Genomic DNA, 14,720 nt, shown 5'->3' with positions numbered 1-14,720 from the left:
ACCTGATAATACATCTTGTACAACCTGCCATTTGAACTCTTCTGAGTAATAATCTGGCTTCTTGAGAATCCTGTTTTTAGTTGACTTTTCCATAAGATTATAGTCAACCTATTTCAGGACGATACAACAGGGCAGAGGTCACTGGTTCGCCCGAAGCTTCGGGGCAGTATTTCCCACAAAACGTATTTTTAGATCGAGAACCTCCAAAATGCAGATGAGTGTTTTGAATCTCAAGAAAAGTGATTGTCGATTTTTCTAATGCCTTCAATCTCTGATTAAATGAATCTTTTTATTAATATTGCAGACCCTTGGGGTATTAGCTCAGTTGGTTTAGAGCGCTGCCTTGACAGGGCAGAGGTCACTGGTTCGCCCCGAAGCTTCGGGGCAGTATTTCCCACAAAACGTATTTTTAGATCGAGAACCTCCGAAATGCAGATGAGTGTTTTGAATCTCAAGAAAAGTGATTGTCGATTTTTCTAATGGCTACAATCTCCGATTAAATGAATCTTTTTATTAATATTGCACACCCTTGGGGTATTAGCTCAGTTGGTTTAGAGCGCTGCCTTGACAGGGCAGAGGTCACTGGTTCGAATCCAGTATGTCCCACTTAAATGTGACTAATTTAAATGGTCATCGTTCGCCCCAAAGTTTCGGGGCAGTATGTCCCACTTGAAACAAAAAAACAGTCATTCGAAAGAGTGACTGTTTTTTTGTTTAATTATTGCGCTAATCCTTACTCGCTCCTTAATGCATCTACTGGGTTCTGTTTGGCGGTTTTAAATGTATTAGTGAAGACAGTGATACAGGCAACCAATATCATGGCTAAAAAGGTGGTTATAATCAGCGATGTCGGGATATTTGTATGGTAGGCAAAGTCCTCCAGCCATAGGTTCATGGTCCAGTAGGCGATGGGCAGGCCAATCAAGCTAGCAATCACGATAAGCCAACAAATTTCTTTTAGGAACAATGAAACAATCTGAACGACTTTGGCGCCAAAAACTTTGCGTATCGCAATCTCCCGTACCTTTGATTGTACTATGAAACTGACTAAGCCAAAAAGACCTAGGCAAGAAACAATCAGAGCAATGGCAGTAAACAGCTGAAAGATTTTGCCCAGACGCATTTCAGTGGTGTATAGGTGGTCGAATAGTGTGTCTAGAAATTGATATCTGAAGGGATTGTCAGGAATATGTGTGTCCCATATTTTCTCAATAGATTCCAGTGTTCCCTCGATATTGGTTGTATTGATTTTGATTAGAGTATAGGCACCATTCCGGCCATTGAACGACTCGTAGAAAAGAACCATTGGTTTGATTTTTTCATGTAAAGACTGTAGATGAAAATCCTTTACAACTCCTTGGATTTTGGCCTGCTCATATAGGAATGCATACTTTTCTTCTAGAGGGTTTGGGGACTGTTTAGGGTTAACCGTTTCCAATAGCTTGGCCATAGTCTCATTGATCAATACACTGGGAGAGAAGTTAGATGTTTTTTCTGGGTCGAAATTTTCACCCCTTACGAACTCTAAGTTTAATAGCTCCACATAGTGATGATCAATGTCATGACCATAGACTAGCTCGCCTAATTTCATATTGTCGGTATTGAATCTATAACTGTCGCCAGCGGGAGGGCTTGAGGTAATGGAAGAAGTTAATACTGAAGGCAGGTTTTCTAGGTCGGTTCTAATCAAATCGAAGTTAGAACTGAACCCTTTGTCAAGTACTATCACCTGTTCAGGGTTGTAAGTAAGTTTTTGATTTTGAAACATTTTCAGCTGTCGTTGTATAACCACTGCCCCAACCACCAAGACAATAGAGATGGCAAACTGAAATATTACTAAAACCCTACGTATGGTTTGTCCCTTATTACTGCTCGTAAGGTTTCCTTTGATGAATTCGGTGAATTTGAAGCGAGATACGAGTAGCGCTGGATATAGCCCTGCAATCAACCCCACTATAAATACTATTCCAAAAACAATCAGAATGAAGGTTGGGTTGGTCAGGTAATTAAAGCTCAGTGATGTATTTAGTGCCCTCTCAAAGTAAGGCATAAAAGACTCAACCATTAAAATAGCTATCGGTAAAGCTGCAAAAGAAATCAGCCAAGATTCAGTGAGAAATTGAATCATGAAGCTTCCTTTGCCCGCACCAATGATCTTTCTTATACCAGCCTCATGGCCACGTTTGAGTGCTCTTATAGTTGATAGATTAATATAGTTGATGATGGCCAAGAGAAGAATAGCCAAAGCGATAGTGGTAAAGATGATGTATAACCTTTTGTCTGTTGGTTCTATAAGATCGCTCGGAATTTCTAAATCGTATTTAACTTCCTCAAACGACCTTAATCTATACTGAATAGACTTCATTAGGTTTCCCGTGACAACGGTCGAGATTTCTCGGTTTGCTCTTTTTTCAAACTCAGCAATGGACGCGTTTTTTGCCAGCTTGAGGTAAACATGAGTCATGTCATAACCTGGGGAAGTAATGTCAAATTGAATATCCTGAGCGATCATAATATTAAACTGAATACTGGCATGTGGTGGTGGATCCTTGATAATGGCGCTGACTATAAACCGGGTTCTTCTGTTATTAATGGTTCGAATTTCTTGCCCTATTGGACTGTCGCTTCCGAAGTATTTAAAAGCAGCCGATTCAGTTAATACTATGTTTTTGGGGTCATTGAGGGCCGTTTTAGCACTTCCAATAATGAATGTTTGTGGAAAAATATTGAAGAAAGTACTATCGGCAATTAAGAAATCCTCAGTGACGTAATCACTTTCATCTCCATTTATGATAGTCACATCCCATTTTATTTTATTGAGAACAGTGCATTCCTCCACTTGAGGGAATGACTGCTTGAGAAAAGGGCCAACTGCGGCAGGGGTTCTGTCTTTGTATCCCTCGGATGGTCTCAATCCTGAATTGGATTCTACCCTAAAGATTTGATCCTTATCTGGGAGGTCATAGTCTTTCCGCAATTGCTCAATGACTACCAGGAAAAGCATAAGACTACTTGCCAACCCTATGCTCAAACCAAAAAGATTGATAGCCGTAAAGCTCTTATGCTTATACATACCCCTAAATGCTGTTTTGAAATAATGTCTTATCATGGTAATAAAGCTTAAAGGGTGAGTGGGATTGCTTTGGTAGTCGAAAAGGTAACTTCGAAAAGACCGGATGACAGTCCAGTAGTATAATCTTCGAGCTTTTCTGTAACCATAGGATTGAACTTGGTCTTGGAATTCCTCGAATAAATCACCTTCAATTTCTTCTAATCGATGTTCAGCACAGAAGAATCGAAGGATTTTCAAGGGTAGCTTAGGTGGCTGCTGCATAGCTCAGGAATTTTGGAAAAGCGTTTGAGGCATGTTGTTCCAGAGCGCCTCACGTATTTCCTTGATTTGCTGAACTGCCTGAAGCCCATAAGGGGTAGGTTTGAATAAGCGCTTGCGTTTGCCGCCTCTTTTTTTACTTGCTTCACCCAGCTCCGATGATAAAAAGCCTTTCTTTTCCAGCCTGTATAATGAGGAGTGAATAGCGCTGAGGTTGATGTTTCGCTCTGTGTGTTTTTCTACTTCGTCTTTCACCAAATTGGCGTAAGCATTTTCATTTAATACACAGGTGGATAATAATACCACTTCTTCAAATTCGCCTAAAAAAGTACCTTTCATGTATCTGTGTTATTATTTATATGAATGTAAGTAAAATAAAGTCTCTAAGATAATTAAATATATAAATGTAAGGAATATAGATTAGGAGATTGCGTCTATCAACAGTGATCAAGAAAACTTGGTCTAATTTCGCCAGATAATATCATAAAAAATTAGGCCGACATTAGTAAGTGAACGTTCGTTCATTTAAGTTTGCGTTTTATTATTCTACTGAAATGAGACCAAGGGACGCGGATAAAGAGAGGGTCATTAAGAGGAAAGCCATTGAGATGATTGTGAAGCACGGCTTTGATGGCCTAAGCATGCACAAGCTGGCCAAGGCTGCAGGGGTTTCTCCTGCCACTATCTATATCTATTTCAACGACAGAGATGACCTGATTATTCAGACAGGTTTGGAAGAAGAGCTAAAAATGTTCGATGCTACGCTAAAGGGCTTTGACGCAAGTATGTCTTTTGAAGAGGGTATGCGAGTTCAATGGATGAATAGGGCCTATTATTTCTTAGAGAACCCTGATCAGATGAACTTTATGGAGCAGTTAAAACACTCTCCTTATCATCATGAAATTGGTTCCCAGGTCAAGTCAAATTTTTCAAAATTGATGTCCCAATTTGTTCATAAAGCCATTGATAATAAGGAGTTGGTGCCGCTCCCAATCGAGGTTTTTTGGGCCATTTCGTTTGCTCCATTATATCAGCTCGTCAAATTTCATATTAATAAAAAGGGAATTACGGGAAGCCCATACGTACTCGATGCCCAGAGTATTCATTTGGCGCTTTCAATCGTGCTCAAAGGTCTAAAACCAACAATTCAATAAACAACAACGTCAAATTATTTGAACTTTTGAAAACACAAACATTTACCTCTTACCAAAAACTGATTATTGCCATTTTGGCTTTTTCGCAGTTTACGGTTATTCTCGACTTTATGGTGTTATCGCCATTGAGCGCCATTTTATTAGATGAACTATCTATCACTACACAGCAATTTGGAATGGTGGTTTCAGCTTACGCCTTTAGTGCCGGAGCAGCGGGTTTTCTAGCGGCTGGTTTTGCCGATCGCTTCGATCGAAAGAAGCTGCTTGTCTTTTTCTATTCAGGGTTTATTTTAGGAACCCTGTTTTGCGGTTTAGCCCCTAATTACCATTTCTTACTGATAGCAAGAATTGTTACCGGGATTTTTGGTGGCGTAATTGGGTCTATTGTTTATGCCATCATAACAGATCTCTTTGTGTTGGAAAAGAGAGGCAGGGTAATGGGCTTTGTTCAGATGGCTTTTGCGGCCAGTCAAATTTTGGGAATTCCTATTGGGCTCTACCTAGCGAACCATTTGGGTTGGCATTCTCCCTTCTTCTTAATTGTAGGGCTGAGTGTAGTAGTTGGTATCATCATCATGGTCAAGATGAAGCCTGTGAATGACCACCTGAAACTGCAAACTAAGCAAAATGCTTTTGTGCACATGGCCAAAACGCTGAGCAAAAGACGCTACCTGAGAGGCTTCTCTGCCACTACTTTGTTGGCCACTGGCGGTTTTATGTTAATGCCTTTTGGTGCCGCTTTCGCGGTGAATAATCTTGGTATTTCTATTGATTTGTTACCTATGGTGTATTTGGTGACTGGTATTTTCACTATGATTTCTGGGCCGTTGTCAGGTAAATTGAGCGACAAGTATGGTAAGTTTAGAATGTTCACCATTGGTTCATTGTTGGCAGCCGGGCTTATTTTATTATATACCAACCTTGATGTCACACCACTTTGGATGGTAATCGCGATCAACGTGGTTTTGTTCTTGGGCATAAGCCTAAGAATGATTTCGTCTCAGGCTTTGCTGACTGCCATTCCAGAGCCGAAAGACCGAGGGGCCTTTATGGGGATCAACTCTTCTGTGATGCAGATCTCGGGAGGCTTTGCAGCGGCCTTGGCAGGGGTAATTGTGGTGCAAGGTGAAGATGGGAAGCTTTTACATTATCCGCTTTTGGGGGTGGTGGTTACAGGAACCATTCTGATTACCATTATACTTGTCTATTTCATTAATAAAATGATATTTGATAAGCAGGAAGCACCTGATGCTTTAAAATCAGAGCCAGGGTTGGTTGAGGTTCCTATTACAGAGGGTTAGAGGAAAAAGAGTTTCAAAAAAAGCATGAATTTTCTGGGAAAGGGAAGGATCATGGTCAGGTTTTAACGGGACTAATTATGAGTGTACTTTCTGACCAAATAAATAAGGCCGAGCGCTAAATAGAATCCACCAAACCAAATAAAGGTGCTGTCGGTCTCGCAGCAGCTAAAGTAGAAATACCCAATTGGGATAAAGTAACAGAGGGCTGTAAGTAAAAATAGAGGCACGGCTATTTTGTATGCGGGTTGTGCCTTCAGTTCAAATGTTTTCTCTTCCAAAATGCTATTAAAAAGTAACCGCTTTCCTATACTGGTGGTGGGTTCAAAAGGTTATACCGCTTTTACGAAAGGGGAATCTGCTTGTTTTTTGGTAGAAATACCTTTTTAGCATAAAAAAGAAAACCCCAAAGCCAGGGGCTTCGGGGTTCGGTTTGCTGTTCTGAGCAGGAAAACTAGTTTCCTCCTTTTTCTTTGGCCTTATCAAAAGCACTTTTGGTTTCACTTCTTGGGAAGGCATTGTTTTCTGTATTCACATCCGCCAATTCCTTGTTGGGGTCAAACACCATACTGGCGACTTCCTTGTCTTTGGCAAAAATATGAGTCACTTGGCTTTCGCTAAGTCTCCAAATTTCAGCAGGAATTTTCTCGATTTCCTTAGTGCCATCTTTATAAGTCCACTCAATTAATAATGGAGTAATTAAACCTCCAGTATTTTTGAAAGTTACTTGATAAAGGTTTTTGCCTGCCAATCGTTTTCTGATGGCATCGTTCGGGATTTCACTTCTGTATTCACCTCTTACACGACTGTCGGTCAACTCAATTTCTTGAGGGCTTGCGTAGAATGGATTGTCGGCATTTTGCTCGTTACCAAGGGTTCCAGCTTGCGCATTCACTGTTTTTTCAATTTGTTGGTTTTCACCTTTGATTTTAAACCATTTCACATCGCTTACATCTACTTCCACATTGTCGGTAGAATAGAACCATCCTTTCCAGAACCAGTCTAAATCAACGCCTGAGGCGTCTTCCATGGTGCGGAAGAAGTCAGCTGGTTTTGGGTGTTTAAATGCCCAACGTTCTGAATACTCCTTGAAAGCGGCATCGAATAATTCTGGTCCCATTACAGTTTCTCTTAACACAACCAAAGCAGCCGATGGCTTTGAATAAGCTTCTGGCCCTAATTGTAATGATTGCTCTGGGTTGGTCATGATAGGACGCATAAAATCCTTGCTACCTTTCATATAAGGTACAATAGCAGCAGGTGAATTTGAGGTGTATGGCAAGTAATCATAGTACTCGTGCATGGTTCTATATTCTAAGAATGAATTCAAACCTTCATCCATCCAAGCCCATTGTCTTTCGTCTGAATTCACAATCATCGGGAAGAAGTTGTGTCCTACTTCGTGAACAATTACAGAAACTATGTTGGTAGTAATAAAGTCATCGTAAGTTCCATCAGGGCGCGGACGACCAAAGTTGAAGCAGATCATAGGGTATTCCATACCAATACTAGCAGCATGTACCGAAATGGCTTTTGGGTAAGGGTAGTCGATAGACATGTTGGAGTAAGAAATCAAGGTGTTTACCACTGCCTTAGTTGATTCTTTTTCCCAGAGCGGGTTGCCTTCTTTTGGATAATAAGACATGGCCAAAGGCGTATTGTTTTTTAGTTTAACCGCCTGTGCATCCCAAATAAATTTTCTAGAGCTGGCAAAAGCAAAATCTCTTACGTTCTCCGCTTTGAAAGTCCAAGTGGATTGAGTCGATGCTCTTTTCTTTTCTTTGGCTTCTGCTTCCTTTTGAGTGGTAATGATCACTGGTTTATCAAAACTCTTTTTGGCTTGCTCAAAACGCTGTAATTCTGTTTTGGTCAATACATCTGAAGGATTTTGTAAAGTACCCGTAGCCGCTACAATGTGGTCAGAAGGAACTGTGATAGATACCTCGAAATCGCCAAAAGTAAGGGCAAATTCTCCTGAACCTAAGAATTGCTTGTGCTGCCATCCGTTGACATCGTCATACACGGCCATTCTCGGATAGAACTGGGCTATGGTGTACAAATAGTTGTCATCTTCTACAAAATGCTCGTAGCCAGAACGCCCGCCAAGCTGAGCTCTATCATTCACATTGTACCACCACGCAGTATTGAAACTGAAAGATTCGCCAGTTTTTAAAGGGGCTGGTAAGGTGATTTTCATCATGGTATCATTGATCAAATAGGTCAATGGCTTACCCTTGGTGTCTGTCACTTTTTCTAGTTTGAAACCACCATCAAAACCCGCATCAATCATGGATGCCGCTCTGCTGGTCGCTAAGCTAGAAGTATTGTCTCTCAGTTGTCCGAAACCGTTGGTGAGCGAACCAGTGTTATCGGCTTTTCTTACGTTTTGGTCCAACTGAACCCAAATGTACTTTAGGGTAGAAGGTGAATTGTTGGTGTAGGTTACCGTTTCAGAACCAGAAACTTTCTGGTTCTTGTCGTCTAGTGTTACTGCGATTTTGTAATCTGCTTTTTGCTGCCAGTAGGCTGGCCCAGGTTCTCCCGATCCCGTTCTGTATTCGTTTGGTGTTGGGAGGGTTGTGCCTAGCTGTTCGAATTTTGCTCCCCAGTTTTGTTGGGCAAAGATCATGAGCGGAAAGAGGCACATCAATAATAGAATTGTCTTTCTCATGGGTTAAAGATTTTATGCTTCGAAAATTAACGATTTGTGATTCAATTGTAACAATTTATTAATAATGATTTTCACTTTCAGCTAAGTAAAAAATGAAGTTTTACAATATGAAAACTAAACTGACAATCGTAAAATTCACAGCAATTGCTTTGTTCTTGACCATCAATGGTTTCGCTCAAGAGGCTAGCCGAGATAAAGTACTGACTACCATTGCTATCGGTTCTTGCAGTCGCCAAGAAGCACCGCAGTATTTATGGCCAGAAGTGTTAAAAAACAACCCAGACCTATGGATTTGGTTAGGTGATAATATCTATGGTGATACCCAAGATATGGCACTCATGGCAGAAAAGTATCAAGTACAAAAGTCGAATGCTGATTATCAGAAGATGATGAAGCAAATGGATATCATCGGCATTTGGGACGATCATGATTATGGTGTGAATGATGGCGGTAAAGAGTTTGTAAAGCGAGAAGAAAGCCGGGACTTAATGTTTGAGTTTTTAGATGTTGAACGCAATAATCCGGCTTGGAAGAGGGAGGGCGGTTACCAATCCTATGAATATGGCGTGGACGGCAAAAAGGTAAAGATACTGCTGTTAGATGCACGTTATTTCAGAGATGAGTTGAAGCGTGTGGACAGAAAGTATGTGCCAAATTTGGAAGGAGATGTTTTGGGTGAAGCCCAATGGAAGTGGCTTGAAAATGAGCTGACCAATAGTGATGCTGATATTCATATTTTGGCTGGAGGAGTACAGTTGTTACCAGAAGAACATCCTTACGAAAAGTGGAATAACTTCCCAAAAGCGAAACAAAGATTAATGAACTTGATCGCCACTACACAGCCAAAAAATGCTTTCTACTTAAGCGGAGACCGTCATATTTCTGAAATATCAAAAACAGTGATTCCTGGCTATGGTGCTTTCTACGATTTCACTTCAAGTGGTTTGACACATAGCTCTGAAGGAAATACTTCTGAGCCCAATGGGTTTAGGGTGAGTAAATTAGTAGATGTAAAAAGCTTTGGTCTGATTAAGATCGATTGGTCTGAGACTGAACCTCAAGTGACCTTTGAAATGAGAGGGTTAGCAAATGTTCTGATCGATTCTCATAAAGTAGATTGGGGTAAATAAATATTAAACAAACCGCTTTTGATCGAAAAGCGGTTTGTTTTACAACCTTAATCAGTTACGAAATCCCTTTTTAAATTTCCTTTGCGTAATTTGATTCAAATTGTACTTATGAAAACTTCCGTATTCCTTCTTTTTTGTCTTTCCTTAAGTTGTACCAAAGTCCAAGAACCACTCGATGTGCAAGGACATAGAGGCGCTAGAGGTTTAATGCCTGAAAACTCAATTCCTGCTTTTATGAAGGCTTTAGAGGAAGGAGTAACTACTTTGGAGCTGGATGTAGTGATTACAAAAGACAAACAAGTGGTGGTTTCACATGACCCATATATGCTCTCTGGAATTTGTAGCAAGCCCAATGGCGAACCTGTCACAAAGGAAGAAGAGCAAGAACTGAATATTTATCAGATGGACTATGCAGAGGTGGTGGGCTATGATTGCGGATCGAGAGGTAACGCCCGTTTTCCTGAACAGGAAAAAACAGAAACGGTAAAGCCATTATTGGCGGATCTAATTTCATTGGTAGAAGATCACTTGAAAGAAAACAACCTTCCAAAGGTGGGTTACAATATTGAAATCAAGAGCGTAGAGAGTGAATACAATGTGAGTCAACCGGAAGTGGACGAGTTTTCAAAGTTAGTCTTAGCAATCATTAGAGAAAGGCTTACCAATGATCGATTCACCATTCAGTCATTTGATTTTAATGTGCTCAAGCATTTGCATAAATCTAACCCAAATGTACGCTTGGTGGCTTTGGTAGAAAACGACAAAGGCGTGAATGCCAATTTGGAAGCTTTGGGTTTTACCCCAGAAGTTTATAGCCCTTACTATGTCCTCCTAGTGAAAAAGGACATTGATTTGATTCATGAAAAGGGAATGAAAGTGATTCCTTGGACCGTGAATGACCGCAAAGACATGGAACGATTGGTGGTCGATGGAGTGGATGGTGTCATTACTGACTACCCTAATTTAGCAAAGGGACTTAAAAAATAACTTGTGTTAATTTTTAGGTACAAAAAATTACCTTCAATCACATTCTTTTCAAAAGCCTGCGGATAACATTTTGATGTTGGGTATATCTATTTATTTTTGGGCTGCCCAATTCGTACATGCAGATATTCGAAGTTACCGATAGCCATTCTGAAAAAGAATTCATCCAATTGCCAGTAAGGCTTTATAGGAATGAAGAAAACTGGATAAGACCCCTTGATAAGGATATTAAGGCGGTTTTCGATCCAATCAAAAACAAGAACTATAGAAATGGCGAGGCCATTCGTTGGATTCTAAAGAATGATAAGGGCGAGGTGATTGGCAGGGTTGCGGCCTTTATCATCAAAAAAGTAGCTGCTGCACAAGAACAACCTACTGGCGGGATTGGCTTTTTTGAGTGCATTGATAATCAAGCCGCGGCATTTATGCTATTTGATGCAGGAAAAGAATGGCTTGAAGAGCGTGGTATGGAAGCTATGGACGGGCCAATCAACTTTGGTGACCGAAACAATTGGTGGGGACTGTTGATTGATGGGTTTTCAGAACCGAACTATCAAATGCCTTATAACTTTCTCTATTACAAAGACCTCTTTGAAGCTTATGGCTTTAAAGAATACTTTAAACAATTCACTTACGAGCGCCCTGTGGGAAGTCAAGTAGAGCTAGACAATCGCTTTTATGCAAAAGCTCAAAGTAGCTTAGATAACCCTGATTATGAGTTTAGACATATCAGGAAGGATGAATTTAAAGTTGCCCATAAATACTTTTTGAAGGTTTATAATGAGGCTTGGACGGGTCATAATGGAGTGAAATCTATGACCGAAGCGCAGGCACACAACATCTTCAAACAACTCAAACCAATTACCGATGTTAAAATTGTTTGGTTTGCCTTTTACAAAGGAGAGCCAGTCGCTTTTTTCATTTCAATTCCAGAGTTGAATCAGCTATATAAACACCTGAATGGACAATGGAATTTATGGTCGAAGATTAAATTCATGTATATGCTCAAAACAGGTGTATGTAAAAAGGCTTTGGGGATCGTGTTTGGCGTTGTGCCAACACATCAGAGAAAAGGAGTTGAAGGAGGTTTAGTCGTTTCATTTGTGAAAACCCTTGCTTGGAAAAAGGGCTTTCAATACGAAAACATGGAAATGAACTGGATTGGTGATTTCAACCCTAAAATGATGCGGGTGGCTGAGCAAATCGGTGCCGAAATCGCAAAAACACACATTACATACCGGAAATTATTTGACGAAACAAAGGAGTTTAAAAGAGCATCCTTTATTTAATAATAGCATATGAAAAAGAAGTACGATGTATATGGTATTGGAAATGCCTTGGTTGATCTTGAGTTCAAAATTGACGAACAATTTTTGACCGAACATAAGGTTGAAAAAGGCTTAATGACCTTAGTGGATGAAGAAACTCAGTTCAGATTAATCAACTCGATGATGCAGACGGATACAGTTCGCAAGTCGGGTGGTTCTGCGGCCAATTCTATGATTGCTATCAGTCAGTTTGGAGGAAAGTCTTTCTATTCATGTAAGGTGGCTAACGATGAATTTGGCGATTTCTATATGAAAGATATGCGTGAAGCGGGTGTAGAAACCAACCTCGACAAGCAAGAAAGGGAAGAAGGAATTACAGGTAAATGTTTGGTGATGATTACACCAGATGCCGACAGAACCATGAACACTTTCTTAGGTGCTACTTCAAATTTCTCGGTAAAGGAATTGGATGAGAATGCCATTAAAGATTCACAGTATATCTACTTAGAAGGTTATTTGACTACTTCTCCAAATGGAGTGGAGGCGATGATGAAAGGCAAGAAAATTGCCGAAGATTATGGTGTGAAAACTTCAATTACGCTTTCAGATCCTGCGATTGCGAATTTTTTCAAAGCACAGTTTACAGAAGTTATTGGTGCTTCTGTAGATTTGATTTTCTGCAACGAAGAAGAGGCTAAAACCTATACAGGAAAGGATAACTTGGAGGAAGCACGGCAGGCCATGAAGAAGGATGCTAGGAGATTTGTGATTACTCAGGGTAAGAACGGAGCCATGATTTTCGATGGTGATACTTTTATCGATATCGAAGCCTATGACGTAAAGGCAATTGATACCAATGGCGCTGGAGATATGTACGCTGGAGCGTTCTTGTACGGCATTACTAATGGTATGTCTTATGCCGAAGCTGGTAAATTAGCCAGTTTAGCCAGTTCAAAAATTGTGAGCCAATATGGACCAAGGTTGAAAACACCAGAGGTACACGAAATTTTGAGACATCTAAAGTAATTCTTCAATATAAATAGATTGAACAAGAAGCCATCTGTCGCCTGACGGATGGCTTTTTTCGTTATTTTGCATCAATGTCAAAGCCCGAAATTAACAATACTCTCGATCACCTTTTCCGGCAAGAGTATACCAAAATGGTATCGCTTTTTACGAATCGGTATTCATCAGATTTGATTGATCAAATCGAAGATGCTGTTCAGGAGTCTTTGCTTAAAGCAGCGAAACTCTGGAGTTTTCAGCCCATGCCAGAGAATCCTTCAGCATGGTTGTATCGGGTGGCCAACAATCAGTTGATTGATCAATTGAGAAGACAAAATAAGTCGGTGGCATACGAGGCTCAACAAAGTGCAGATGAAAATACTTCAGACTTTCAATTGGAAGAAGGAGAATTGGTCGATGGTCAGCTGAGAATGATTTTCGCCTGCTGCCACCCTTCAATGAAAATTCAAGAACAATTGATGCTGAGCCTGAAATTACTTTGCGGACTCAGTGTAAAGGAAATTGCTAGGGCACTTTTAAAGAAAGAGGATGCGTCTAAAAAAGCCATTACCAGAGCAAAACAAAAATTCAAGACAGAAGTAGGAGAACTTTCGGTTCCAGAAGGAGAAGCGATTAATGAAAGACTGGGTGCCGTCCTTCAAGTGATTTACCTTTTGTTTAATGAAGGTTATAAGGCCACAGAAGGAGATGAATTGATTCGTCACGAACTTTGTGAAGAAGCCATTCGATTGGCTTTTATCCTTACCAATGCTAAAGATTGCCACACTAGCGAACTGAATGCCTTAATTGCCATGATGCTGTTTAAGGCAGCACGTTTCCCCGCAAGAACTGGAGAGAATGGTGCCTTGATCACTTTGGAACACCAAGACCGAAGTCTGTACAGAGAGGATTATATTCAATGGGGCTGGAAGTTTATGCATGAATCAAGCAAAACTGAAAACACTTCTGTATATCAGCTAGAAGCCGCCATTGCCAGCTATTATACTGTGGCCGCTAGCTATGAAAAGACCAATTGGAAAGTGATTTTCAAGTTGTATGATGGCTTAATAAAACTGAAACCATCTCCCGTTGTGAAAATGAGCCGGGTATTTGTAATGAGTAAAGTCCTTGGCGCTAAAAAAGCATTAGAAGCCATGGCTGAAATTGAAGGTGAATCTTCTGAAGTACAATCTTTCCAAGCCTTGAAAGCTGAACTGTATGCTGAAGCGGGAGATTTTGATAATGCTCGTATTCATCTAAAAAAGGCCATAGGTCAAGCACAGAATATTGCAGAAAAGAGATTCTTGGAAGCCAAGTTGCTCAATTGGAAAACCGCTAAATCTGCTTAACCCATGTCCCCATTATTAAAAACAGTGTTGCGGTTTGGCTTAATTATTCTTGCGCTGCTTATTTTATTTCAGTTAACAAACGCTTCCCTCTTCATTCCTTCAATTTCGGCTGATTTTGTCATTGGAATAGCCGCGATTATCCTTATTGCTTTAGGTGTTTATTTAGGCAAGGCAGTCAGAAAAGAGAAGGTAGTGGAAGTGAAACCTTCCTCGGTTATTGATGAAGAAAGAATACTTAGCCTTGGTATTAGTCCCAGAGAATTGGAAGTGTTGCAGTTGATTTCAGAAGGTTTGTCTAATCAAGAAATTGGAGAAAAGCTTTTTGTATCAGAAAGCACCATCAAAACTCACATTTCCAACCTCTTTGTAAAGCTCGATGTAAAACGCAGAACGCAGGCCGTAATTAGAGCGAATGAGTGGCGTATTATACCTTAACTTTTTAGGCTGTTTAGTTCCATGTTCTAACTTAGTACTAAAGTAGGAATGTGTATTTTGGTACTAAAGTATGAATAGGTTCTGGCCATTCTGAG

Annotated in this window: 11 protein-coding genes and 2 tRNA genes; 10 read left to right on the top strand and 3 right to left on the bottom strand. The window is 40.3% G+C overall.

From position 1 onward, the window contains the following. Window positions 1-310 precede the first annotated feature (310 nt). Window positions 311-397: transfer RNA gene (locus tag VOI17_RS08695), tRNA-Val, on the top strand. 134 nt (window positions 398-531) lie between these two features. Beyond that, a tRNA-Val gene (locus VOI17_RS08690) sits at window positions 532-606 on the top strand. Between the two features lie 127 nt (window positions 607-733). On the opposite strand, the gene VOI17_RS08685 is transcribed toward VOI17_RS08690, so the two are convergent. Then, entirely contained in the window at window positions 734-3,334 is a 2,601-nt protein-coding gene (locus VOI17_RS08685) for an FtsX-like permease family protein (protein ID WP_323756854.1), read from the bottom strand. 3 nt (window positions 3,335-3,337) lie between these two features. Beyond that, window positions 3,338-3,670 carry a PadR family transcriptional regulator gene (locus VOI17_RS08680; RefSeq protein WP_323756853.1) on the bottom strand — a complete coding sequence of 111 codons (333 nt, stop codon included), beginning with the start codon at window positions 3,668-3,670 and terminating at the stop codon, window positions 3,338-3,340. A gap of 215 nt (window positions 3,671-3,885) precedes the next feature. On the opposite strand from VOI17_RS08680, the gene VOI17_RS08675 reads away from it, so the two are divergent. Further along, window positions 3,886-4,485: a TetR/AcrR family transcriptional regulator gene (locus VOI17_RS08675; RefSeq protein WP_323756852.1), complete on the top strand. Its 600-nt coding sequence runs from the start codon at window positions 3,886-3,888 to the stop codon at window positions 4,483-4,485. Between the two features lie 26 nt (window positions 4,486-4,511). Further along, window positions 4,512-5,786: an MFS transporter gene (locus VOI17_RS08670; RefSeq protein WP_323756851.1), complete on the top strand. Its 1,275-nt coding sequence runs from the start codon at window positions 4,512-4,514 to the stop codon at window positions 5,784-5,786. A 451-nt stretch (window positions 5,787-6,237) separates the two neighbouring features. On the opposite strand, the gene VOI17_RS08665 is transcribed toward VOI17_RS08670, so the two are convergent. Next, complete coding sequence (locus VOI17_RS08665; protein WP_323756850.1) at window positions 6,238-8,454, bottom strand: M1 family metallopeptidase; 2,217 nt, start codon at window positions 8,452-8,454, stop codon at window positions 6,238-6,240. 107 nt (window positions 8,455-8,561) lie between these two features. On the opposite strand from VOI17_RS08665, the gene VOI17_RS08660 reads away from it, so the two are divergent. The 6 genes from VOI17_RS08660 to VOI17_RS08635 all read left to right on the top strand — a co-directional run bounded on the left by VOI17_RS08660 (window position 8,562) and on the right by VOI17_RS08635 (window position 14,625). Beyond that, entirely contained in the window at window positions 8,562-9,584 is a 1,023-nt protein-coding gene (locus tag VOI17_RS08660) for an alkaline phosphatase D family protein (protein WP_323756849.1), read from the top strand. Between the two features lie 108 nt (window positions 9,585-9,692). Continuing rightward, on the top strand, window positions 9,693-10,571 hold the full coding sequence (locus tag VOI17_RS08655; protein WP_323756848.1) for a glycerophosphodiester phosphodiesterase family protein: 879 nt from the start codon (window positions 9,693-9,695) through the stop codon (window positions 10,569-10,571). Between the two features lie 116 nt (window positions 10,572-10,687). Then, the gene (locus VOI17_RS08650) at window positions 10,688-11,857 is read left to right on the top strand and encodes a hypothetical protein (protein WP_323756847.1); all 1,170 of its coding nucleotides are present in this window, start codon (window positions 10,688-10,690) and stop codon (window positions 11,855-11,857) included. A gap of 9 nt (window positions 11,858-11,866) precedes the next feature. After that, a complete protein-coding gene (locus VOI17_RS08645; RefSeq protein WP_323756846.1) occupies window positions 11,867-12,862 on the top strand; it encodes an adenosine kinase in 996 nt (331 codons plus the stop codon). Window positions 12,863-12,936: 74 nt separating this feature from the next. After that, window positions 12,937-14,190, top strand: a complete 1,254-nt coding sequence (locus tag VOI17_RS08640; RefSeq protein WP_323756845.1) for an RNA polymerase sigma factor — start codon at window positions 12,937-12,939, stop codon at window positions 14,188-14,190. Window positions 14,191-14,193: 3 nt separating this feature from the next. Continuing rightward, window positions 14,194-14,625 carry a response regulator transcription factor gene (locus VOI17_RS08635; protein WP_323756844.1) on the top strand — a complete coding sequence of 144 codons (432 nt, stop codon included), beginning with the start codon at window positions 14,194-14,196 and terminating at the stop codon, window positions 14,623-14,625. The last annotated feature ends 95 nt before the right edge of the window (window positions 14,626-14,720 follow it).

The organism is Roseivirga sp. (assembly GCF_034669765.1).
In the GTDB taxonomy this organism is placed as follows: domain Bacteria; phylum Bacteroidota; class Bacteroidia; order Cytophagales; family Cyclobacteriaceae; genus Roseivirga.
The sequence above is the reverse complement of the archived record's forward strand: the minus strand, read 5'-3'. Positions and strand labels throughout refer to the sequence as shown.

What these genes read in the sequence shown, in the direction of transcription:
- VOI17_RS08685 (WP_323756854.1), bottom strand. Translation starts at nt 3,334, where the DNA reads ATGCAGCAGCCACCTAAGCTACCCTTGAAAATCCTTCGATTCTTCTGT.
- VOI17_RS08680 (WP_323756853.1), bottom strand. Translation starts at nt 3,670, where the DNA reads ATGAAAGGTACTTTTTTAGGCGAATTTGAAGAAGTGGTATTATTATCC.
- VOI17_RS08675 (WP_323756852.1), top strand. Translation starts at nt 3,886, where the DNA reads ATGAGACCAAGGGACGCGGATAAAGAGAGGGTCATTAAGAGGAAAGCC.
- VOI17_RS08665 (WP_323756850.1), bottom strand. Translation starts at nt 8,454, where the DNA reads ATGAGAAAGACAATTCTATTATTGATGTGCCTCTTTCCGCTCATGATC.
- VOI17_RS08660 (WP_323756849.1), top strand. Translation starts at nt 8,562, where the DNA reads ATGAAAACTAAACTGACAATCGTAAAATTCACAGCAATTGCTTTGTTC.
- VOI17_RS08655 (WP_323756848.1), top strand. Translation starts at nt 9,693, where the DNA reads ATGAAAACTTCCGTATTCCTTCTTTTTTGTCTTTCCTTAAGTTGTACC.
- VOI17_RS08650 (WP_323756847.1), top strand. Translation starts at nt 10,688, where the DNA reads ATGCAGATATTCGAAGTTACCGATAGCCATTCTGAAAAAGAATTCATC.
- VOI17_RS08645 (WP_323756846.1), top strand. Translation starts at nt 11,867, where the DNA reads ATGAAAAAGAAGTACGATGTATATGGTATTGGAAATGCCTTGGTTGAT.
- VOI17_RS08640 (WP_323756845.1), top strand. Translation starts at nt 12,937, where the DNA reads ATGTCAAAGCCCGAAATTAACAATACTCTCGATCACCTTTTCCGGCAA.
- VOI17_RS08635 (WP_323756844.1), top strand. Translation starts at nt 14,194, where the DNA reads ATGTCCCCATTATTAAAAACAGTGTTGCGGTTTGGCTTAATTATTCTT.